We start from the raw sequence: 23,345 nt of genomic DNA, 5'->3' as shown, positions 1-23,345 counted from the left end.
CCTCGTGCCTCTCATACGAGGAAAAAATTGTGAAGTTTAAATTAAATAAAATAGCAATGGCATTGCCATTGGGTATGATGACGTTGGGCGCTATCGCGTCGCAACAATACCCAGATGATATCCCTACAGTGCAAGCTAACATTGCTGATAAAAACGCTGAGTCAAAAGTTCATGCTCAGAAACAAAAAGCGCGTTATTTCGTATTACTTGAAGATGAACCTGTTGCTTTATACCAAGGTGGCGTTAAAGGCTTTCGAGCAACCAATATCGCGGCATCAAACGGTGTCAATGCGAACGCAAGTGGTAAGCTTGACTTACAAAGCTCAGCATCATTAGTTTACCGTAACTACTTGTCTCTTAAGCAAAATGAAGTGTTTGCGAAAGTACAAAGTAAGCTTAACCGTAACGTTGAAATGTTAGATCGCTACCAAGTGGCGCTAAACGGTTTATTGGTTGAATTAGAGCCACATGAAGTGTTGTCTCTGCGTAAAATGCCTGGCGTTTTAGCGGTACAAAAGAACGAACTTAAACAACTGATGACCGATGTTGGTCCTCAACACGTTGGTGCGCCAACGATTTGGGACAATATGGAAGTTGCCGGTTCAAAAGGTGAAGGTCTGGTTATCGGTGTGATGGATACTGGTGTCGCCTCATACATGAAAGTAGGCTATACATCTCGCGGCGACGCTGCGTTTGACGGCGTACCACATCATCCAGCATTTGCCGATATCGGTGGTGACGGTTATGACCACACCAACCCATACGGTGAAGGCGTGTACTTTGGTGACTGTGTTGAGCAATCATTTTGGTGTAATGACAAGCTAGTTGGTATTATTGCCTACGAAAATATTAGCTTTTCACATGCTTGGCCAAGCTATGATATGCGTTATTTAACCGGTCAAGATGGTCACGGTCACGGTACTCACGTTGCTTCGACCATTGCTGGTAACGTTGTGCACGACGTGCAATACCCGACGGTTTATCCAGACATGGAACAAACCTACAAGCATAAGTACTATAACTCTGAAATGAAAGTCAGCCTTAGTGGTGTAGCACCACATGCTAACATCATGTCATACCAAACTTGTGGTATGTATGGTTGTTGGGACGATGCAGCCGTTGCTTCTATTGAGCATGCTATTGCCAATAATGTTGACGTATTGAACTACTCTGTAGGTGGTGGCGCGTCATCACCATGGTTCTCAGCAGATGCCTTAGCCTTTTTGTCTGCTCGTGAAGCGGGTATTCATACCGCTGTTGCGGCAGGTAACTCAGGTCGTTTAGGTGAAAAAACCGTTGGTTCTCCAGGTAACTCACCTTGGGTGACAACCGTTGCTGCACTATCTCATTCTCGTGATTTTACCGAAGAAAAGGTAGCAAGCTTTACCGGTGGTGAAACCGAATTAGGCGATCTAATGGGTAAAGGTGCAACTTCAGGTGTCGGTCATGACGCGCCACTTGAAGTGGTTTATGCCGCTACTGTAGAAGATCCAACACGCGCTGAAACATCTGGTGGTCTTGGCCATTGTGGTCCTAACTCGTTACCGAGCAAATGGGCTGCTGAGAATGTTAGCGGCAAGGTAGTTGTTTGTCGTCGTGGTGGTGTAGATGCCGATGGCGAGCCATTGTCACGTTTATCTAAAGGTGCTGAAGCGTTAAGAGCTGGTGCTGCGGGTATGGTTTTTATCAACTCTGAAGAAGAGTTCGATAATGTAGCCAATGATTTGCACGTATTACCAACCGTACATTTGAGCAAAGAAGATGGTGACGCGGTTCTAGCATGGTTAGAAAGCGGTGAAGGTCACGCAGTGAGCTTTACTGATTCTGAGCTAGAGATGAACCCTGAAGCGGGTGATATTACTGCAAGCTTTACTTCACGCGGTCCTGATTACTTCACAGGCGATTACTTAATCCCTGATGTTGGTGCACCTGGTGTAGATATTGTTGCCGGTGGTCTAGGTCGTCGTATGCATAGCCGTGCCAACCCAGTATACGCTCAAATTGATGGTGAGTGGAGATACATGAGTGGTACATCTATGGCGACACCTCATGTTGCTGGTATGTACTTGCTGATGAAAGCGGCACAGCCTGATTGGACACCTGCAGAAGCACAATCGGCGTTGATGATGACGGCGTTTACCGACGTTAAAGAAGACGATGATTTCGACGGTGAGAAAAACCGTGCTGATTTTCATCGCACAGGTGCCGGTAGTTCACGTGTTGATTTAGCGGTTAAAGCCGGTCTTGTGCTAAATGAGACTCGCGCTGGTTATGAAGCGGCTAACCCATACGCTGAAGAGTATGGTATGCAAGATGAAATACCTGGCTGGCACGGTCAACCACATCAAATGAACATGCCTAGTTTGTCAAAAGGCGAATGTTTGATTGATTGTGATTGGACTCGTACCTTTACAGCAACAGCCACAGCTGATTACAGCGTAAGTTTCGAGTACTACAACGAAGGGTTTGAATTGTCAGCGGATAAGATGACGTTCAGCGCCGTTGAAGGTGAAGAGACTGTTGTTAAGTTTATGGCGATGGCAGGTGAAGGCTTGCGTGATGAGTGGGTAAATGCACGTGTTGTATTAACACCATCTGATGCGTCTTTACCTACACTTACGTTGCCAGTAACCATTAACTTTATCGCCGGTGTTGTGCCTGAACAAATCGATATCGATGTTCATCGTACTAATGACTCCGTAAACGTTGAAGGCATCATCACCTCTGGAACAAGTGACTTACAATTAGAAAAATCTGGCATTGTTAAAGCCGATGTTCGTGAATTCGAACTAATGCGTGATGCAAGCAATGGAGTGATTTTTGATTGGCAGGATGAAGACAATCAGACCATCAAGACCATTCCTTTAAACGTTCAGGCTGGTACTAAGCGCTTATTGGTTAAAATTGATGAAACTACGTCGCCAGATATGGATATCTTCGTAGGTATCGATGCAAACCTTGATGGTAAGTTGTCGCATATCGAAATGGATCTAATCCGTTATATGAGTGCGGGTCCTGATTCAAACGAAGTGATTGATATTCTAGATCCTATTCAAGATACTTACTGGATTCTTGTGCATAACTGGGCTGAAGGTCCAGCGCCACTTGAAGAGCATCAAATGGTATGTGAAGAAGGTCAAGAAGCTGCTGAAGGTATGGAATGTGCTGACGCACCTATCATGGATAACGTAACACTTACCGTTAATAGCATCCTTTACGATGAAGACAACATGATGGTACACGTACCATCAGATGCCGCACCTCGTGAAGAAATCGACGCTCGTGTTGAGTGGGATCAAATGATGACTGAAGGCGATAAGTACCACGGTGTATTCTGGTTGGGTACTGATGCTGAAGTTCCTCGTAACATCGGTTCTGTGCGTGTCAACATGACCCGCGGTGCAGATGACGTTAAAGTGAAGAAAGCATCTGTGTCTGGTGATGTGATCACCTTTGCTGTACACCTAGCTGCTAACAATAGTGGTCAAGACCGTCAGTATGACTTCGCAGTTGATTTAGCGGACAACATTGGTGTTGACTTATTGCTTGTTGACCAAATCATCGAAGGTGTTGGTCAGTCGCAATCAGCGAATGAGTTAGCATACAAAGTTGAATCAAATCAATTGAGCTTTGACTATGTTCACCCAGTAGGCGCACCAACAACGGTATTCAATGTCGTGTTGAACGCCAGCGAAGTGATTGGTATGCAAGATGCAACACCAGTACTTCACTCTATGGTTGATAGTGCATCACAAGAGCAAGTTGACGTGGTTGAGTCAGAAGAAGGTCCAGTGTTTATTGCTGGTCGTCCAACGGCTGAAGTGGTTAACACGGTTGCATTGATTGAAGAGGGCGAAATGGTGTCTGTTCAAGCCAATATGGTTGATGCGGTTATTGAAAACCCACAAATCAGCTACCGATGGATGCAAATCTCAGGTCCTACAGCACAAATCACAACGGCTGATAACGTCATGAGCTTTGAAGCACCTAAAGTTGATGAGTTGACTACCCTTGAATTTGCTATGGTGGCATCAAACGGTGAGAAAGACAGTCAACCTGTTAACTTCTCTGTTGATGTTGAAGAAAAGCCTGGTGATGGTGGTAGTACATCAATGGTTATGTTGTTACTAGGTATGCTTGGTTTAGGCCGCAAACTAGCAAAACGCAAATAATCATAACGATAAATCGTTAAGCTAATTAAAAAGCACCTGTTGACTATGTCACAGGTGCTTTTTTTATGTCTTCCTATTCGCGCTGTTAAATAACAATCAGCAAAACTAAAAATGCAATGATGGGGATAGTGATAGTCGGTTGTTAAAACATATCTTGAGCTGTATTAGTTAAGAATAGAGCTGCCGCTAATTCCTTCTAAAAACTAATGGCTATTAATATTAACTAGCAGCCCATTAATCAAAATTAGCCATCGGCGGGAACAGATCTTGGTCTGCAATGAATACGCTGCAATAGGCGATAGAGCAAGGGATGTCTCGCGTTATATAGTCGAATTTGAGTAACTGTATTTCAGTTTCTATGTAACAAGTTGTAATCAATTTGTAATTTTTTCGACACAGAAGTGTCATCCATTTAAAACAGAAGTGTCATTTTTCATCCGTAGAATAGCCAGCGTTTAGTTCATATTTATACATCTGCGGAGCAGCTAAAATGCAAACACAAATAACAATTAAAAATATTTTTAAAGTAAGCGCTATTACTGCAAGCCTTATGCTTGCTGGTTGTGGAGGTGATATCAACCTTGAGTCTAATGTAGATAAATCGGTTGGTGATACGGTCACAAATAACCCATCAACGCCTAGCACACCAACTAACCCTGACGTAGAACTGCCAGGTGCACCAAACGCAACCTTATCGGCTGAACTGTCAGCTAAGTTAGGTATTCAAGTTCAAGTGCAACAACTTGGTTCTGAAATTAGTGAAGATACGACATTAATATCAAATGCCAATGGTGTACCAGTAATGTACGCTATCAATGGTCCATTAAAAGTTGGTTCAGGTGTTGCAGCAAGCTCATCTAACATCAACTCTGTTGCAGAAGGCAAAGTATCGCTAACCATTGAACCTGGTGCGGTTATCTTTGGCCAATCGGGTAATGATTATGTGTTAGTTAATCGTGATGCACAAATCATCGCTGAAGGTACCAAAGCACAGCCTATCGTATTCACGTCGTTGCAAGACGTTAAAGGTGAAGAAACTGCCGCTGGTCAATGGGGCGGTATCGTAATTCTTGGTAATGCACCGTCAAACAAATGTCCTTCAGACGGCACTGAGTGTGCGTTGCAAGTTGAAGGTGTTGAAGAAGGTGCCGTGTTTGGTGGTACAAACTGGGAAGATTCTTCAGGTATCCTTAAATACGTTGTTGTTAAATACGCTGGTTACGAAATCGCACCAGATAATGAATTAAACGGTATCACGTTTGGTGGTGTAGGCTCTGGTACAACCGTTGATTACATTCAAGTTCATGCTAACGCTGATGACGGTGTTGAGTTTTTCGGTGGCGCGGTAAACGTTAAGCATCTTGTGTTGACGGGTAACAAAGATGACTCGATTGACTGGGATAACGGTTATAAAGGTATGCTACAACACGTTTATGTTGCCCACGCTGAAAACAAAGGCGAAGCAAACCGTGCAATCGAAGCCGATAATGACGGTAAAAACCCAACCAAAGATCCGCAATCAAACCCTATGATTGCAAACATGACCATCATTGGTAATAACTTCGATACTGAAGATAAAGACTCAGAAGGTATTTACCTACGTGAAGGTACTGCTGCGACTATCGTCAATACGGTGGTTACCGGTCCTGATGGTATGGGTGAGTGTTTAGAGCTAGAAGCGGGTGTTACCGTTGATCAAGCCGTTGCTGGTAAAGTGGTATTTGAAAACACTTTCATGGCATGTAATAACGGCGAAAACTTCAAATCGCAAGCGGGCGACACCAACACCGATTTTGATTTACAAACATGGTTCCTAGCGAATCAAACCAATATGGTGAAAGAGTCAATTTCAGTATCATCAACGGGTGTTCCTTCAGCAAATTCTGCGTTAGTAGAAGATGGCGCAGGTCAAGATGCATCTGCCAAAGACACCTTCTTTGATGCAACCGAATATGTTGGTGCATTCGACGGTGTAAACGATTGGCGTGAAGGTTGGGCTTACGGTTTCGGTGGTGCAGAAGTATCACAAGCACCGATAGTCGGTTGTCCTGAAGGCACATCAGAAATCAGCCCAGTTGACGGCTTCACTCGTACCTGTGAAATCTCAGGAAGCATTCGTGAAGATATGAACCTAACTGCGAACAATATCTACTCTCTATCGGGTGCGGTATTTGTTGGTGGTGACAATGCAAACTCAGCAACCTTGTCGGTTGAAGCGGGTGCAACCATTTACGGTCAATCAGGTAATGATTACTTAGTGGTTAGCCGTGGTTCAAAAATCGAAGCAAATGGTACCTCATCTGCACCAATCACATTCACGTCTTCTCAAGATGTAACGGGTGCAACAACAGGCTCAGGTCAATGGGGCGGTATTGTACTACTAGGTAATGCACCATCTAACAAGTGTCCTTCTGACGGCAGTGCATGTGCACTTCAAGTTGAAGGTGTAGAAGAGGGCGCTGTATTCGGTGGTACGGATGCACAAGATAGTTCAGGTACACTGCGCTACGTTGTGGTTAAACACGCTGGTTACGAAATTGCCCCAGATAACGAGCTAAACGGTATTACCTTTGGTGGCGTTGGTTCAAACACGGTTGTTGAATATATCCAAGTTCACGAAAATGCTGATGACGGTATCGAGTTCTTTGGCGGTACTGTAAACGCTAAATATGTTGTTCTTACGGCAAATAAAGACGATTCAGTTGACTGGGATAACGGCTTTAAAGGTAAGCTTCAATACGTGCTTGTTAAGCACGCTGATGAAAACGGTGAAGCTAACCGCGCTATCGAAGCAGATAACGATGGTTCTAACCCAGGCAAGCAACCACAATCTAACCCTACCATTGCCAATATGACCATCATAGGTAACGGCTTTGACACATCAGATAAAGATTCTGAAGGTATCTACTTACGAGAAGGTACTCGAGCGCAACTTCATAACTTTGTGGTAACCGGTTATGACGGTATGGGCGAGTGTTTAGAGCTTGAATCGGGTCTAACGGTTGACCAAGCTGCGGCTGGCGATACGGTTATTACTAACTCTGTATTTGCATGTGGTGAAAACTTCAAGTCGCAAGCGGGTAACGAAGATGCCAATGCTAACTTCGACTTAGGTGCATGGGTTCTTGGTCTAAGCGACAACTCTACAGCTGCAAGCATGATGGACGTACTAGACGGTATTTACACCATCGATGCAACACAACCAAAAGACTTCTCTGGCGATTCGTTTTTCGACAATGCTGACCATATCGGTGCGGTATCTGCTGATAACGATTGGACAGCTGGTTGGACGGTAGGTCTTAAGTAATAAACGAATAGCCTGGCTAGGCATGAGATTTAGTTTAGCCAGGCTTTTTATTACGACCTGCTAATAGCATCGGCTTAAGGCTGATCCCAATCATATGAGGTTAACAATGAATAATAATACTAATGCAACTAAAGGCGCTTTTCGATTGTCTAGTTTGAGCCTAGCTTTGGTTGCGGCAATGACCGCAAATACTGCTCTAGCTCAAGAATCAGACATTGAAGATGAGGCCATTGAAGAAGTCGTTGTTAAGGCAAGTCGCCTTAAAGGTACGGCGACAGCGGTTTTACAAGAACGTAAAAACCAAGCCTTCGTTGCGGATATTTTAGGTGCTGAGCAAATTGCCCGCACCGGTGACAGCGATGCAGCTGCCGCCCTTAAACGTGTGACAGGTCTAACGCTTGTTGATGGTAAATTTATTTACGTACGCGGTCTTGGTGAACGTTATTCATCGACGTTATTAAATGGTGCACAAGTACCAAGCCCTGATCCAACACGTACCGTTATTCCACTGGATTTATTCCCATCGTCAATCGTTGAATCTTTGTCTGTACAAAAATCGTATTCGGCATCAATGCCAGCCCACTTTGGTGGTGGTAATGTCGATATTCGAATTAAGACCATCCCTTCAGATTTTACATTGCAAGTTGGTGCCAATATTGGTGGAAACACTGATAACTTTGGTGAAGGCTTTGAATACAACGGTGGTGATGACGACTGGTATGGGCGTGACGATGGCACTCGTGGTGCACCAAGTTCACTAAAATCAGTATGGAATAACTACGATCGTTTGCAAGATCTAACACAACAAGAAAATCGTCAAATTGCCGCTGATTTAAATCGTGATTACGATCCCGTGCAACAAAATGTCGATCCAGATTTCGGTGTGGATTTCACCATAGGTGATCGTTTTGATTCAGACAATGGTGATTGGCGTTATGGTTATTTAGCGGCGGTATCTTACGATAACGAATACCAATTCAAAGAAGAGTTTGAAGGTCAGGATTTCACCAACAATGGTGATGGTAGTTATAAGATGATCCGTGGCTTTGATGATATCCAAACCACAGAACACACCGTTAAGTGGTCGGGAATGTTTAACTTTGGTGTTGAATACAACCGTGATCATCGCATTGACTTATCTACCATGATCTTAAATGACACTATTGATGAAACGTCAATCAAGTTAGGTAATTCAAATAACGTATTGATATCAGATGGTCTGCGTATTCGTGATAATGAGACCATTTATGAAGAACGTGAACTTATTGCCAACCAAGTTCGTGGTACCCATAATTTTCCTGAGTTAATGTATTTAGGGCTAGATTGGTTCTATTCAGACTCCCGCTCTAATCGTTACGCACCAGGCAACGTTTCTACTCGTTTCATTTTATTTGATGCCAATAACGATGGTGAGTTTGATCTTGAAAACGAAAGTAATTTACGTCGTGGTACCACCGCGTCTCGTTATACCTTTCAGGATTTAAACGATGACGTAGAAAATTCAGGGTTTAATGTATCATTGCCATTAACATGGGATAAAAGCGAGATTGAACTGAAAGCTGGTGGTAATTTCGTTGAAAAAGCCCGTGATGCATTTGCACGTCGAGTAGACGTCAATACCCTAGCATTCGATGAACTAGATATGTCGGGTGATAAAATCAACGACATCTTAACCGATGATGTCATGCTTAACTGGCCATTGGTTGGTAATCAGCAAATTATACGTGATACCACGGTTGATGGTGATGATTACTACTCTGGTCAAAAAATTGATGCCTGGTATGGTGAGGTTGACTGGTTTTACGATAACACTTGGCGCGTGGCGGCAGGTATTCGTTGGGAAGACTATAGACAAGTTGTTGCGCCGTTAAAAACCGATGGTTCATTTGATTTGCCGGAAGAGCCTACCGCTGAAGACCTTGAAGAGCTTACTCGTAAAGAAGAAGATTATTTCCCTGCATTGGCACTAACCTATGTGATGGATGATTCAGTTCAGTTTAGGGTGTCTTATGGTGAAACGGTAGTTCGCCCGGATATTCGTGAAATTGCGCCAGCGACATACTTGGATCCATTAACGGGGCAACCTATTGGTGGTACACCAGGTGTTCGTTCAACGGAAATCAAAAACTATGATGCGCGTTGGGAGTGGTACTTAGATACCGGTGAAAACTTGTCTGTTGGTTTATTCTATAAAGACATGATCGACCCGATTGAATCGATACAATCACCAGCACAAGATGGTCCGGCTCTGATTCGTATTGCTAACGCCGAAGAAGGTGAAGTATACGGTATTGAAGCAGAGTTCTTGAAAGACTTCACTTTCTTAGGTGGTTACGGTCAAGACTTTTTCTTATCAGGAAACGTTACCATCAGTGATTCTGAAGTGACCATTGATACCCAAAAAGTTGTTGAGCAAACCGGTGTGTCAGCGGCAATCACCAATACCGAGCGTCGATTGACGGGACATTCTGAGTATGTTGTTAACTTAAACCTTGGCTGGGATGCGCCAAATGGTAACCATAGTGCAACACTTGCCTACAACGTATTTGGTGAGCGCATCATTTTCCCTGGAATCGAAGGTGAAGATGACAAATTCGAACAACCTTTCCATTCAGTGGATTTAGTTTACACCTACTACCCAACGTATTCATCTACGTTGAAGTTTAAAGTAAACAATGTGCTTGATGAGAAGAAAGAGATCGAATTTGATGATCAGCTGTACCGTTCAAGTACACAAGGTATCGGTTTTGACATCTCATTCAAATGGGATTTCGAGTAGCAGGGACGTACTCGTACCGAAACTGCAGGGATGCAAAGTTTCGGTCAGGTAGCAGGGACGTACTCGTACCGAAACTGCAGGGATGCAAAGTTTCGGTCAGGTAGCAGGGACGTACTCGTACCGAAACCGCATGGAGCAAAGTTTCGGTCAGGTAGCAGGACGTACTCGTACCGAAACTGCATGGAGCAAAGTTTCGGTCAGGTAACAAGGATGTACTCGTACCGAAACTGCATGGAGCAAAGTTTCGGTCAGGTAACAAGGATGTACTCGTATCGAAACTGCATGGAGCAAAGTTTCGGTCAGGTAGCAGGGATGCAAAGTTTCGGTCAGGTAGCAGGGACGCAAAGTTTCGGTCAGGTAGCAGGGACGCAATGCTTGTTAAATATCAGGTAGATACCTATAGATAAGGCGCTTCGGCGCCTTTTTACTGTCACCCGCATAGTGTTGGTTGATTATGACGAGTTTATGACAACTGTAAACATACCGTCATTTAAGCCACACAAACTTGTCACCTTATTGTCATCTTCAAAAAACTGACACATTGCTTTAACTAAAGTGTCACAAATGGTCATTACAATTTATAACAAATTTTAAAGAGCTGTTTACGTCAATTATGAGCTTTCCACTCATTGTTTATAAGAGGCGTAAACAGACTTTCAACCCATTATTGTCATCTTTCAATAGGGATGACAGCACAAGCCAAAGGATCGTTATGAAATTTTCCAAGTCTGTACTGGCCAGTGTCGTTTTAGGTGGTTCGCTTTTTGCAACTGCTGGTATTGCGGCTGATCAACAATTAAAACAGGTTGTAAAAGCAGGTGAAGAAATCAACCAATCTGCAGAACAATCACAACAACGCATTAATAAAGTTAACCAAGATATTCAATCTAAGCTGCAACAATTTAAAGCCATAAACAAAGAAGTAGCAGGTCTGGATATTTACAATGGGCAGATGCAACGTCAAATCAATAGCCAAGTTGAAGAGCTTGTTGAACTACAAGAATCGATGCAACAGGTGTCGGTTATTGAACGCCAAATCTCACCATTGATGAGTCGTATGATTGCCACACTGGAGCAATTTGTCGCATTGGATGTTCCGTTTTTAGTCGAAGAGCGTACGCAACGTGTCGCAAATTTGAAAGAGATGATGGACAGAGCTGATGTTGCGGTTTCAGAAAAATTCCGCCGCGTACTTGAAGCATATCAAGTTGAAACCGATTACGGTCGCACGATTGAAGCTTATACCGGCATGCTCGATATTGACGGTAATGAGAGCAACGTCGACTTTCTGCGTATAGGACGCGTCAGCCTTATTTACCAAACTCGTGACGGAAGCCAAATGGGCTTATGGAACCAAGAAACTCGTCGTTGGGACGAGCTACCGCAAAGTATGCGTACTGACATAAATAAAGGTCTGCGCATTGCCCGTAAACAATTGGCACCAGATTTGATTGTTGTGCCTATGCAATCTGCTAAGTAATAGGACATAAGAATAATGACTATTAAAAATACACGTAAATTCATTTCAATAGCAGGTGCTGCGCTAGTTTCTGCATTGTCGATAAACGTTACTGTTGCTCAAGAAGCGGCAAACCTTGATCAACTTTTGAGCCAATTGGAAAAAGGTAAAGTGGCTCAAAATGCGCAAAATCGTCAGCGTGAGGCTGAGTTTGCTGCGAAAAAGTCTGAGCAAGACGCGATGCTAAAAGCGGCAGATGATCGTCGTCAACAAGCCATTGGTTTATCGGAACGTCTAGAGCTTGGTTATCAAGAAAACGAAGTAAAACTAGCAAACCAAACCGATGCGTTAAATAAACGCATGGGTGAGCTAAAAGAATTGTTTGGTGTGCTGCAACAAGTGGCTGGTGATACTAAATCTAAATTCCAAACCTCTGTCGTATCAGCACAAATACCAGGTCGTGAACAATTTCTTGACGAATTTGCCCAATCTATGGGGGCGTCAAGCAAGCTTGCTTCAATTGAAGAAATTGAACGCGTTTGGTTTGAGTTACAACGTGAAATGACGGAAAGCGGTAAAGTCGTTAAGTTTGAGCGTGAGGTTGTACTAGCAAACGGTCAAAAACAAAACAGTGAAGTTACTCGTGTTGGTAACTTTAACTTAGTGGCTAATGGCCAATATCTAGAATATATCTTTGAAACAGGCTCGGTTGCCGAATTGCAACGCCAACCGGTTTCACGACATCTAGCGAGTGCTGCAACCTTGAGTGCAGCAAACGGTGAGCAAGTATCTTTTGCTCTTGACCCTACAGGTGGTTCGATCCTTGCGTTATTAGTGCAGGCGCCAAATCTGCAAGAGCGTACTGACCAAGGTGGTACCGTTGGTTACATCATTCTGGCTATCGGTGCGATTGGACTACTTATAGCGTTAGAACGTTTTATTGCCTTGTTTTTAATTGGCAACAAGGTCTCGCGTCAGTTGAAATCTGATGTCGCCAGCGACGACAACCCTTTAGGTCGTGTGATGCTGGTTAAAGACAATAACCCTAATGCAGATGTCGATACTCTCGAGTTAAGGTTATCCGAATCGGTATTAGGTGAATTACCTAAGCTTACCTCACGATTAACCATGATTAAGATCATCTCTGTGGTGGCACCACTTATCGGTTTACTTGGTACGGTAACCGGTATGATCAACACCTTCCAGGCAATTACATTATTTGGTACAGGTGACCCTAAACTTATGGCGGGGGGTATATCCCAAGCCCTAGTGACAACTGTGTTAGGTTTGGTTGTTGCAATTCCTATGGTGTTCTTATTCGCGTGGCTTAATACCCGTAGCCGCAACATCATCAGTATTTTACAACAACAAAGCGCAGGCATTATTGCCGAGCGCTCTGAGAAAGAGGCATAAACCATGTTGTTATTCATCGAAATGATGAACGACATCCGCGAGTTTATGGAAACTGGCGGTCAGGTTCTTACTGTTATCGCCTTTGTTGTCCTGTTTATGTGGCTACTGATAATTGAGCGCTTTATGTTTTTCTTTATCAAGTTTAAAGCGCTTAAAAAAGACATTTTAACTCGATGGAATGCACGTTCTGAAGCAAACGACAAAGTCAGTTGTTGGAACAGCGAACACATTCGCCAAGCGCAAATATCGAAAGGGAATTTAAGCCTGACGCAAAACCTAGCTTTGATACAAGCACTTGTTGTTTTATGTCCTCTGTTAGGTCTGATGGGCACCGTGACTGGAATGATCGAAGTGTTCGATGTCATGGCTATTTCCGGCAGCGGTAATGCCCGTTCTATGGCGTCAGGTGTATCGAAAGCAACGATTCCAACAATGGCGGGAATGGTGGGCAGTTTGTCCGGTGTTTTTGCGGCAACGTTTTTACAGCGCCGAGCCAAACGTGAAACAGAATTATTAGAAGATGCCATGCCATTAGTTCACTAATGGCAGCATCAAGGAACCATTATGAGAAATCAATTAACCAAAGTCTTAACCGAACAGGAAGATAACGAAGAAATCAACATGACTCCTATGCTAGATGTCGTGTTTATCTTACTTATTTTCTTTATTGTTACCGCGTCATTTGTAAAAGAGGCGGGCATTGAGGTGAATCGCCCTGAAGCGGCAACTGCTGTGAAAAAAGAGCGGGCTAACATTTTAGTCGCAATAAGTGATAAGGGCGAGATTTGGATAAATAAACGTCGCATTGATGTGCGCGCAGTACAGGCGAATATAGAACGTCTTAAAGCGGAAAATCCACAAGGTACTGTGGTTATTCAAGCGGATAAAAAAGCCACAACAGACGTCCTTATTAAAGTGATGGACTCAGCAAGGGCTGCGGGTGTATTTGATGTATCTATTGCTGCTCAAGATGCTTAATCGATAGATGCGAGAGGAAGGAACATGAGATACCTAATTTCATTTGCTATCGCTATTGCTGTAACGTTCCTGTTGTTTTGGGGCATGCAGACTCTAATATCAGGTGGTAACGATGCGTTAAGCGAACCGCCGAAAGGGCGAATGTTGGACTTTATTCGATTAAAGCCCGATGAGCAGGTGGTGAAAAAAAAACGCAAACCGCAAAAGCCACAAAAACCTAAGACACCGCCGCCGCAAAGTATGCAGCCTAACATTGCCAAAGCAAACCCAAATGCTGGTGCGTCGACCAATACGTTTAGTGCCGACATCGAAGCGGATGTGAGTATTGGCAGCGGCCTAAGCTTAGACAGTGGTGATGGAGAGTATTTGCCAATCGTTAAAGTTGCGCCAATTTACCCCCGTCGAGCACAGTCTCGCGGTATCGAAGGCTTTGTTATTGTTGAGTTTACGGTAACCACCAATGGTTCAGTAAGAGATCCGATTGTGGTGCAATCTGAGCCGCAAAATATTTTTGACCGTGCTGCTATGGACGCGGCGCTTAAATTTAAATACAAGCCACGTGTTGTCGATGGTATGCCTCAGGAAGTGGCCGGTGTTCAAAATAAGATCACCTTTGAAATTGACGGCTAAGTTGGAGATAAACTATGAAAACATTCAAACCATTTAAACAGCTCGGTATACCTGCTTTGATAGTCAGCTCATTGTTTGTTGTTGAAGCGTCGGTCGTTAACCAAGGTCATCTGTTTAGCACGGCTCATGCCGCACAAAGTGATCAGGCTAATAAAAAGACCAAACGCGTACCGGCGATGCGTGAGCGGGTATATAGCCAGTTGGCACGAGCACAAAATACAGCAGATGCTGGGGATGTGAAAGGGGGCTTTGCCATCCTTGATGAGGTTAAAGAGCGTCTGTCGAGCTTAAACAGTTATGAGCGTGCCATGCTGTTTAATTTCTATGGCTTTATGCATTATGGTGCCGATGAGGTTGAACTAGCGATAAATAACTTTGCAAAAGTTGTTGCCGAAAAAGACGGTATTTCTGATGCGTTGTATTTGTCGACTCAATTTTCATTAGCCCAGCTTTACATGCAACAACAGGATTACAGCAAATCCGAGCAGGCATTAATGGCATGGCAGCAAGCGAATACCAAACCGTTATCAGCTAATCAGCATATCTTGTTTGCTCAAATTTATTATCAACAAAAGAAATTTTCTAAGGCGTTAACGGCTATTGATAGTGCCATTGATGTGCAAACAGCAAAGGCAGAGCCGATAAAAGAGAACTGGTTGGTATTAAAGCGCGCCGCCCATTATGAACTTAAGCAACCTAAAATGGTTACCGAAGTTTTAGAAGATATGGTTCGCCTGTTTAACAAGCCACAATATTGGTTACAGCTTAGCGGTATGTACGGTGAAATAGGCGAAGAGAAAAAACAATTGGCGGTAATGGAAGCGGCATATCACGCAGGCTATATTGAAAAGCAAGATGATCTGATGACCCTTGCGCAATTGTACATTTATCATCAATTGCCATTTAAAGCTGCTGTACTGATGCAAAACAACATCGATGACGGCACATTGTTGGTCAATGTGCGTCGTTTAGAATTGCTATCACAAGCCTATATGTTGGCCAAAGAGGATGAAAAAGCATTACCTGTATTGGTAAAGGCCTCAGAAATATCAGACAACGGTCAATTTGATGCACAACTCGCGCAAGTATACGTTAACCTTGAAAAATGGCCTGAGGCTATAAAGGCAGCAGAAAAAGCACTAGAACGTGGCGGTTTTGATAATATCGGTGATATGCATTTAGCACTTGGTATAAGTTACTTTAACTTAAAACAGTTTGACTCATCATTACTTGCTTTTAAAAACGCACAACGTATTGAGTCATCAGCAAAAATGGCTAAACAATGGTCTAATTATGTTGAGCGAGAGAAAGGCTATCAAATGCAATTAGCAAAGATAGAAAACCATAAGGAAGTGATTAATTAGTTGGCGCTTTTTTGCTATTTAGCTGTTCTGCTCTAACCCTAGCTTGGGGCAGACAAATACCAAGTAGTCACACTATCGATTTAAGCACCGTTTGCAAAATTAATATTGCCGGCGGTGCTTATTTTTTGCGGTACAAATCAACACCAATTTAGCTTGTCGTCGTTTGTGTAGTGAACGCTATTATGTATTGTTTACTACTTATTATTTTCTTGTGATTTGGTCATAATACCTTGATAAGACTCCAAAACTTTTTTCGCTAACGAGCCGTATTCAGGGTGACGTTTGACCAACGCCATGACTTGATGGCTGTCGTGAAGAATTTGTTCTAAATATTCCAGATCACGCTCATCAAGCACACCACCGTCATCTACTTTCTTTTGCAGAGCCTGCATTTTAGGGTAGCGCTCGGTTTCAAAACGTTTTAGAAGTACCGCAATGACGCCATGATCTTTTTGATTTAGGTCCATATTTCACCCTATTAATTTTGATTTAATATTTTGAGTATAGAGTATGGACGGCAAAAAGGGCTATTTCCAATGAAGCAGCAAGGGTTATCGTCAAAATGTTACATTATGGGCGTTATCAACAGCTTATATATACTGACCGGAAATAACTGAGCGGCTATAGATTGTTAGCCGCTAAATTGGATCATATTAATATCCGCATCAGGAATATTACTTAAGGTTAATAAGTAACTGTGCTCATCTGCTGGCGATAAGCCAAAGTATTTGCGCACGCTGCCTCTTGGGAAGCGATTAATAATCGACTCCGTCGCATCTTGATTTTGTCTTATCACGTAGTCGTATTCGTTATCTCGCTTTAGATAATACAAATTGTCATCCAAGATGAAATAGCTGCCATAATCAGCTTGCGCCAAGGTATCATTTACTTGGCTTTCTGTTTGGCTTATTAGATCAATTTTCCAAACACCAACAGCAGTTTCTTTACTGACGTACAAGGATTGATTTTCAAAAAACAGGCTCTTAACTTGTTGGTCACTGACTTTGGTTAACGTGCCTGTACTAAGTTGCAAATGATAAATTCCAGGGCTATTGCCAGTAACATTGGCAAAGTAAACGTCATTATCTGTTTGTCCCCAGGTAAGGGCTGTTGGCTCCATACCAGGTAGCACAATAGGGTTGAGGGTCTTACCTTCAACATCGCCTATATATAGCGAATAGATACTTTCATGCTTTGGCTTTATCGTCGCGATAAATCGGTCACCAGATGGTGATATCTTAGGCTGTAATGTGGTGCCGAGACCTTTGGTCAAGTTCATCGACTTATTACCTGATCTTCGCCAAACGTCCCAGTTCTTATCGCGATTTGACATAAAAATGATGTCGGAACTGGCTACCGAGTATGAACCGTACATGTCTCGATAAGACGACGAAACACGGTTAATTTCTTGACCGTCGCTGATTGTACGCTGACTGATGTGTTCTTTAGTATTGTACTGGGCATAGAACAGACGGTTATTATTACTATCAAAGCTCAAATTAGCAGGCGACAGTATCTGCTTTAACACCGTATGTTCTAGACTATCGACGTTCAGTTTATATAAGTGATAACTGCCTTTCTCAAGAATGTTGGTATAAATACGTTCGCCTTTTGCGTCCCATGCTAGACCAATAATAGAATCTTTATTATCAACAACGATTCGCTCAGGCGTATTCATGGCAACATGAATAATTTGTGCCTGCTGGTAGCCTTGTCGGATAAATACAATTTCGTCACTATTTTTTGAGAAACGCGCAAGTACATCTTTTTCTGAGTTTTCTGGGAAACTCATTTGTTGCATGTGTTTGCTTTGCAGATCGAAACGAAACAGTGCTTGTGCTTCAGCCACCGCTTTGCCAAATAGCAGATAACGACCGTCTTTACTCCAGTCAAGGTTACTGCGATTGCCAGAATAAACACAGTCATCTGTGATGATGTCGCGGCGCACCGACGCTAAGTCTTGAATGACAATTTGACAGCCGTTAGTCGCGGTTTTCTCAATAAACGCGATACGCTCATTATCAGGTGACCATGCCGGTGCTATCTGATCGTTGTTTGAGTTCGACAGCAAGCGGATAGGGGTATCTCGATCGGCGAGATTTTTAATATAAATTTGGCCTGGGCGATTAAATTGGCGCCAGCTAAATGCCAGTTTTTCGCCTTTACTGTCTATCGCAGGGTGATTTTCGATACCTTGAAAGATGGTGATTTCTTTCGGTTTTTCTAATTGCGATAACTGCGTTTTTGAGTCACCTTTAGTGAGGTAGTGAATGATCAGTGTTATTGGCAGTAATAGTGCAATACAAATACCTATCAACATATACTTAGGAGTGTTAACTCCTTGATTATCATTGACTTCTTGAATAGGTTCGGCTTGTTCTCGAACCGGGTTTGCACAATCTGACTCTGGCTCTATCAGTAATACGTAACCTACTTTGCGTATGGTACGAAATACTTCTAATTTGCCATTATCTAGATCTGAAAAAGACTTTCTTAGGTGCCACATCGCATTGGTAAAGCCTCGCTTACCAACACCGATATTACCTTGCCATATGCGTTCAATCGCTTTATCGACATCAACTTGATGTGACGGCTCAGATATAAATAACTTCAGTAACTGAAATACCTTGACCGGTAGGACAACGGTTTCACCGTCGTAGGAGATCGCATTAGACTGGCAATCCACGGTAAAATGACCAAGTTTGTATTGCTTACTCTCAAGCTCAATCATGTTTGTAAACCCTTACGCAGAATAATTAGACCTATGTTCAAAAATTAAGGACATGTATAGTGCCCAATATGACAAATTTATTCAATTATTTTCGCCTAAGTTAACAACTTTATTCAAATTTTTCACAAATATATCTTATCAATTGAGCAACAATGTTCGATTAAGTCATTGTTGTTACAAACCTATGCCTTTTTTACATAATGCATATGTATGTAATTCATTAGCGAAAACTTAACAAAATCCTTACTATTCGCCGCATAATTTGAATTGAACGTCTTGTTGGCACCGCGGCATGTATTAAAAGCTGCTGATATGGATAGCAGTATTGATTGCGGGGTTGATCGAAAACGCCCTACATTGATAGAGCTGGGTTAGGTATGTCAGTTGACGGTTATAGATCGTAAATCACAGCATACGAACACTGAACACAGCGCGCTGCATTATCTAAACCAGTGTAAGCCTGTGCACAGCTCTATTAACTATATCGTTGCCACAAGCTGTAATTGCCATTTATCGGCAATTAGCAAAGAACTCTTAGGGGAGAGTAAACTCTGAGTGCCGGCCTTCGGGCTGGCCTTTTTTTTGTGTCCAATCTAATTAAGCCCGAGTTAAAACAGCATTAACCGTTCAATTAACCAAAAACTCGCCAGAGTACCAATGCCATACGCAGGTACTTGCTGACTCCATTTGGGCAATGACGACAACCACTTTTTAGCTGCCGTAATGACCACCAGCATCGCACATACGAAAGTCAATTGACCAAGCTCTACGCCAATATTAAAGGACAATAGCGCCAGTAAGACTTCATTTTGCGGTAATCCGATATCCCCCAGAGCACCCGCAAAGCCCATGCCGTGTAATAAACCAAAGGTGAATGCAACGATCCATGGATAGCGCGCGGTAATGCTGTCATTGCCGCGATAAACATAAATTAATTCTCTGGCAAGAAAGACGATAGACAGGGCGATGATCGCCTCAACTGGCGGACCAGGTAAAGTAAACCAATTAAGAGTCACCGCTGCGAGGGTAATACTGTGAGCTAGGGTGAAGAAGGTAATGGTCCAAATGAGTTTCTTCCAACCAACAACCAACAAAATCAGAGCCAATACAAACAGCAAATGATCCAAACCAATTAATATGTGTTCAAAGCCAAGTATGGTGTAACTGCTAAACACATCGAATTTGGCCATGGTCAAGGTTGTAGGCACGGCATACTGATCATTTTCGGTGTTCAATACCGTCGACAATAAGTTACCGTCAGGGGTGATGATGCGCAAGATAGCCTCGTAGTTAGAGCCTTTTAATCCTTCAATGGTTAGGGTTAATCCGCCAATGCCATGCGCTCTGCTGATTTTCCATGACTGGATATACGCAGAGCCGAGACTGCGAGTACGAATCGGTGACTGTTGTATTGTTTGATCATCGAAGATTATTGCAAACGCTGGCGCCTTGTTATTTTTAATAGGCACTTTCCAAAGCACTTCATATTGAGATTGGTCAATGGCTTGTATGGTCAACGATGCAGGGCGAAAATCATCAGCAACACTGACAAAGCTTGCCAATAAACACCAACTTGCTAGTAGATAACGCAGCATTATGAATCGCCCTGTGGTTTCTCAATATTGATTTGATATCGCTCGAGCAATTCACTTTCGTAGGCTTGTTTGAAGCTTTGTGCCATATCATATTGCCAATCGTACAAGACAGTTTCTTTCACTGCTTCATAGTCGCGCGGCGCCGCCGGTGTGTGTTCACGAACCATAACAAAGTGCTTACCGTAGCCAGAATCTATCGCCTCACTCCACGTGTTGAGTGGCAGCTGTTTTAGCTTATCGCTAAATTGTGCACCAAATTGGCGTTGTATTTGAGCACTAGAGCGTTGTTCAAATTTCTTGGTTAGCATACTTGCATCACCTTGCGGCAACAGTCCTTGGGCAATTCGTTGTTGCTGTTGTTTTAATGCGTTATTAAGCTCTTGCTCGCTGCGATCTATGGAGATATAGACTTGGCTAAAACTGTAGGTTTCTTCTGCAAGATATCGGTCACTATGCTCCTGATAATATGCTTTTAATTCTTGCTCTGATGGTGATTGCACTAACGCCATTTCTTCGAGCAAGTACTCCATCTTTTGTCTTAATCGACGGTCAATGACTCTATCGCCTTTATTCAAACCAAGTTCTCGCGCCTCTTTAAGGTATATTTCGTTCAGCGCATAGCTTTGAATGGCGATATCGAGTTCTTGTGCGACAGGTTGGCGTTGCTTGCGATCAACAATGTCATTTTTAAGTTGTTGTACACGGCCTTCGCTTACCACAATCATGTAATCATCGTTTTGTTGCTGATTACGCCACTGATAAGCCAGCAATATTGTTGCTGAAAGAAGGAGGAAATGGAGTAGGGGATCGCGAATTATTCTTTTTAACATATAGCTACCACGTATCACCATGACCAGAGTTTAAGCTGGTCATGGTGTTATTTTGTTATTATTTTGGTGAATACCAAATAGGTGATGTGTACGCACGCTCTTGGGTAAATACTTCTGACTCATCAGGGATTTCAGCGCCCAGTCGAACTTTGTCATATAGCACCCAACGCGGTGTTGGGATTTCCAGAACACGGACATAATAAAACGCCGATTCTGAGGCATCAAAATCAGGATCTGTCCACACTGTTGCCAATTGGGTATCACCAATGCTGTTGCTGTACGTCGCGGTGTCGGCATCAACGGTATTACCGACCGGCGTTTTACAACGACCATTGCTGTCAATCTTGCGACCATCTGATACGGCAACATCAAAGATGCGTTCATGTGCTTTACCGTCTTTGTCTACCCAACCTTTTATGACCTGTATACGGTCAAGGTTGCCGCTCATCGGATCTTTTAATGCGGAGATGATGAAGTTTGGTGCTTTACCATCTGCACCGAGTAAATCACCGCCCATAGGCACACCTTTGGCATAGCCTATTTCAGCAACATTGCTGGCATTGGCATCGTCTTGTGCATATTGCCAGCCACCGAAAAATCTTACTGTCATACGAGGACCGGTTGTGGCGTAGGTTTCTTTACGCTCAATGGCATCGTATATGGCTTCTCGGGTGTTATCTGAGGCCCATACTCCGGTATAACCGGACGCGGTAATCATGTAGCCTTCAATGGCACCTAATTTTGATTCAATAAATGGGTGGTTAATACGCTCTTTGCTTGGCTCTACGCTAACCGATTTGCTGAAAAAGTTATCTTCATCAGCGGTTGCTAATGATGTGTGGCTGTCTGTTGCACCACCAATACCAAACTTGTATGGATTAACACCAAATTTCTTCTCTAACAACAAGCCTTGTTTTAGGGCTTCTCGGCCATATTCGCCTTTTAACATTTCTGGTTTTTTCAACTCGGTAATATCTAAATTACCGACATCCCAGGTTTCATAATCTGCAAACTCGTCATCTGGTGACAAATAAGGGTGAGTCTCCCCATCACCTTTAATTTGGGTGATTTCATAATGCGGTTCCCATTTAGCTCGAGCGCTGACGTATTCCATGTCAACTTCGCCGCCATGATAGGTTTTCTCTGTAGGAAACATCCAACCATTTGATAGGTTACCGTTGTGGGCGAAAGCGAATGCTTTACCGCCTGTGGTGTTTTGGTAGTCTTCAAGCCACTTGTACAATGATTTTGGGTCGGTGCTACCTTTGGGTTTTTGCGTCACCGCAGGAACCACTTGCAATGCTTTGTCGGCATTGTCTCTAATAATGACATTGCGGTGCAAATTGAAACCTTTAGGCACTGATGTCCACTCAAAACCTATAAACGCTGTGAATAGACCCGGTTCGTTGTGTCTGTCGGCGGCTTCAACGATATCTTTCCATACACCGTCAAATACTTCAGAGCCAGGGCTGTAATCTTCAAGGATTTGTTCAGGTAAGGTCATTTGCGCAAAGTTAGTGATCAAATCGAACGCCGCTTTACCTGCTTCGCGGCCGCCTTTTTTAAAGCCTTCGTGCCACTCTTTGCCTTTTGGATCCGCAAGGATGTTATCGGTACCGGATTTTATATCGGTGGCTATACCCATCAAATCGGTGTGGTCAGTAACAATCAACCAATCTAAAGGTCGCGCGAGTTTTACCGGTAAGCCCGTAGATGATGTAATTTCCTCGCCTTTGGCTAAGCGGTATGCTTCGTCCAATCCCACGGTATTACCGAATAAACCGGCATCGAGCGATAAACCCGTATGCAAATGGGAATCACCCCAGTACACATTGCGTGGCATATCTGAATTGGCAGGAGGAGAGAACGACTTGGCATTTTCATCTTTGTTAGCGGCCTGCACACTTTGCGATAGACATAAAACCAGCGACGCAGCCAATAACGAGTAGTTAAAGGTCATGTTTGACTCCCTTGTTATCGATTATTTTTGTTCGACAATTGAGTAGTTAAATTTGATGTAAACACGGCTTTAGATTACAACGCTTGTTGAATAAATTAATAATAGAACGAGTTTGCTAACTTTGCTA

General features: G+C 43.2%; 14 protein-coding genes. 9 read left to right on the top strand and 5 right to left on the bottom strand.

Annotated features, from left to right (window positions below):
• Positions 1-29: 29 nt before the first annotated feature.
• The 9 genes from E2K93_RS00840 to E2K93_RS00800 all read left to right on the top strand — a co-directional run bounded on the left by E2K93_RS00840 (position 30) and on the right by E2K93_RS00800 (position 16,102).
• Positions 30-4,172, top strand: coding sequence for a S8 family serine peptidase (locus E2K93_RS00840; protein WP_135437267.1), 4,143 nt, complete (start codon positions 30-32; stop codon positions 4,170-4,172).
• Between the two features lie 490 nt (positions 4,173-4,662).
• A complete protein-coding gene (locus tag E2K93_RS00835; protein ID WP_228445410.1) occupies positions 4,663-7,479 on the top strand; it encodes a hypothetical protein in 2,817 nt (938 codons plus the stop codon).
• A gap of 106 nt (positions 7,480-7,585) precedes the next feature.
• Complete coding sequence (locus E2K93_RS00830) at positions 7,586-10,258, top strand: TonB-dependent receptor domain-containing protein (protein ID WP_135437266.1); 2,673 nt, start codon at positions 7,586-7,588, stop codon at positions 10,256-10,258.
• Positions 10,259-10,970: 712 nt separating this feature from the next.
• Positions 10,971-11,738 carry a DUF3450 domain-containing protein gene (locus E2K93_RS00825; protein ID WP_135437265.1) on the top strand — a complete coding sequence of 256 codons (768 nt, stop codon included), beginning with the start codon at positions 10,971-10,973 and terminating at the stop codon, positions 11,736-11,738.
• Between the two features lie 15 nt (positions 11,739-11,753).
• Positions 11,754-13,130 (top strand): MotA/TolQ/ExbB proton channel family protein, encoded by a 1,377-nt coding sequence (locus E2K93_RS00820; RefSeq protein WP_135437264.1) that lies wholly within the window; start codon positions 11,754-11,756, stop codon positions 13,128-13,130.
• Between the two features lie 3 nt (positions 13,131-13,133).
• Positions 13,134-13,673: a MotA/TolQ/ExbB proton channel family protein gene (locus E2K93_RS00815; protein WP_135437263.1), complete on the top strand. Its 540-nt coding sequence runs from the start codon at positions 13,134-13,136 to the stop codon at positions 13,671-13,673.
• Positions 13,674-13,694: 21 nt separating this feature from the next.
• Entirely contained in the window at positions 13,695-14,108 is a 414-nt protein-coding gene (locus tag E2K93_RS00810) for an ExbD/TolR family protein (RefSeq protein ID WP_135437262.1), read from the top strand.
• 24 nt (positions 14,109-14,132) lie between these two features.
• On the top strand, positions 14,133-14,738 hold the full coding sequence (locus tag E2K93_RS00805; protein ID WP_135437261.1) for an energy transducer TonB: 606 nt from the start codon (positions 14,133-14,135) through the stop codon (positions 14,736-14,738).
• A gap of 14 nt (positions 14,739-14,752) precedes the next feature.
• Entirely contained in the window at positions 14,753-16,102 is a 1,350-nt protein-coding gene (locus E2K93_RS00800) for a tetratricopeptide repeat protein (protein ID WP_135437260.1), read from the top strand.
• Positions 16,103-16,296: 194 nt separating this feature from the next.
• On the opposite strand, the gene E2K93_RS00795 is transcribed toward E2K93_RS00800, so the two are convergent.
• The 5 genes from E2K93_RS00795 to E2K93_RS00775 form a co-directional block, all read right to left on the bottom strand.
• Positions 16,297-16,569 carry a hypothetical protein gene (locus E2K93_RS00795; protein ID WP_135437259.1) on the bottom strand — a complete coding sequence of 91 codons (273 nt, stop codon included), beginning with the start codon at positions 16,567-16,569 and terminating at the stop codon, positions 16,297-16,299.
• A gap of 164 nt (positions 16,570-16,733) precedes the next feature.
• Entirely contained in the window at positions 16,734-18,833 is a 2,100-nt protein-coding gene (locus E2K93_RS00790; RefSeq protein ID WP_135437258.1) for a winged helix-turn-helix domain-containing protein, read from the bottom strand.
• Between the two features lie 608 nt (positions 18,834-19,441).
• The gene (locus tag E2K93_RS00785; RefSeq protein ID WP_135437257.1) at positions 19,442-20,428 is read right to left on the bottom strand and encodes a HupE/UreJ family protein; all 987 of its coding nucleotides are present in this window, start codon (positions 20,426-20,428) and stop codon (positions 19,442-19,444) included.
• Positions 20,428-21,198 (bottom strand): peptidyl-prolyl cis-trans isomerase, encoded by a 771-nt coding sequence (locus E2K93_RS00780; protein ID WP_189637822.1) that lies wholly within the window; start codon positions 21,196-21,198, stop codon positions 20,428-20,430. The genes E2K93_RS00785 and E2K93_RS00780 overlap by 1 nt, the downstream gene beginning before the upstream one ends.
• A 118-nt stretch (positions 21,199-21,316) precedes the next feature.
• Complete coding sequence (locus E2K93_RS00775) at positions 21,317-23,218, bottom strand: DUF3604 domain-containing protein (protein WP_135437255.1); 1,902 nt, start codon at positions 23,216-23,218, stop codon at positions 21,317-21,319.
• Positions 23,219-23,345 lie beyond the last annotated feature (127 nt).

The sequence above is a fragment of the Thalassotalea sp. HSM 43 genome (assembly GCF_004752005.1).
GTDB lineage: Bacteria > Pseudomonadota > Gammaproteobacteria > Enterobacterales > Alteromonadaceae > Thalassotalea_A.
The sequence above is the reverse complement of the archived record's forward strand: the minus strand, read 5'-3'. Positions and strand labels throughout refer to the sequence as shown.

Bases quoted from the DNA above. Each gene is read 5' to 3' on its own strand.
- E2K93_RS00825 (WP_135437265.1), top strand. From the start codon at position 10,971: ATGAAATTTTCCAAGTCTGTACTGGCCAGTGTCGTTTTAGGTGGTTCG.
- E2K93_RS00775 (WP_135437255.1), bottom strand. From the start codon at position 23,218: ATGACCTTTAACTACTCGTTATTGGCTGCGTCGCTGGTTTTATGTCTA.
- E2K93_RS00810 (WP_135437262.1), top strand. From the start codon at position 13,695: ATGAGAAATCAATTAACCAAAGTCTTAACCGAACAGGAAGATAACGAA.
- E2K93_RS00820 (WP_135437264.1), top strand. From the start codon at position 11,754: ATGACTATTAAAAATACACGTAAATTCATTTCAATAGCAGGTGCTGCG.
- E2K93_RS00815 (WP_135437263.1), top strand. From the start codon at position 13,134: ATGTTGTTATTCATCGAAATGATGAACGACATCCGCGAGTTTATGGAA.
- E2K93_RS00800 (WP_135437260.1), top strand. From the start codon at position 14,753: ATGAAAACATTCAAACCATTTAAACAGCTCGGTATACCTGCTTTGATA.
- E2K93_RS00805 (WP_135437261.1), top strand. From the start codon at position 14,133: ATGAGATACCTAATTTCATTTGCTATCGCTATTGCTGTAACGTTCCTG.
- E2K93_RS00785 (WP_135437257.1), bottom strand. From the start codon at position 20,428: ATGCTGCGTTATCTACTAGCAAGTTGGTGTTTATTGGCAAGCTTTGTC.
- E2K93_RS00790 (WP_135437258.1), bottom strand. From the start codon at position 18,833: ATGATTGAGCTTGAGAGTAAGCAATACAAACTTGGTCATTTTACCGTG.
- E2K93_RS00830 (WP_135437266.1), top strand. From the start codon at position 7,586: ATGAATAATAATACTAATGCAACTAAAGGCGCTTTTCGATTGTCTAGT.
- E2K93_RS00835 (WP_228445410.1), top strand. From the start codon at position 4,663: ATGCAAACACAAATAACAATTAAAAATATTTTTAAAGTAAGCGCTATT.
- E2K93_RS00795 (WP_135437259.1), bottom strand. From the start codon at position 16,569: ATGGACCTAAATCAAAAAGATCATGGCGTCATTGCGGTACTTCTAAAA.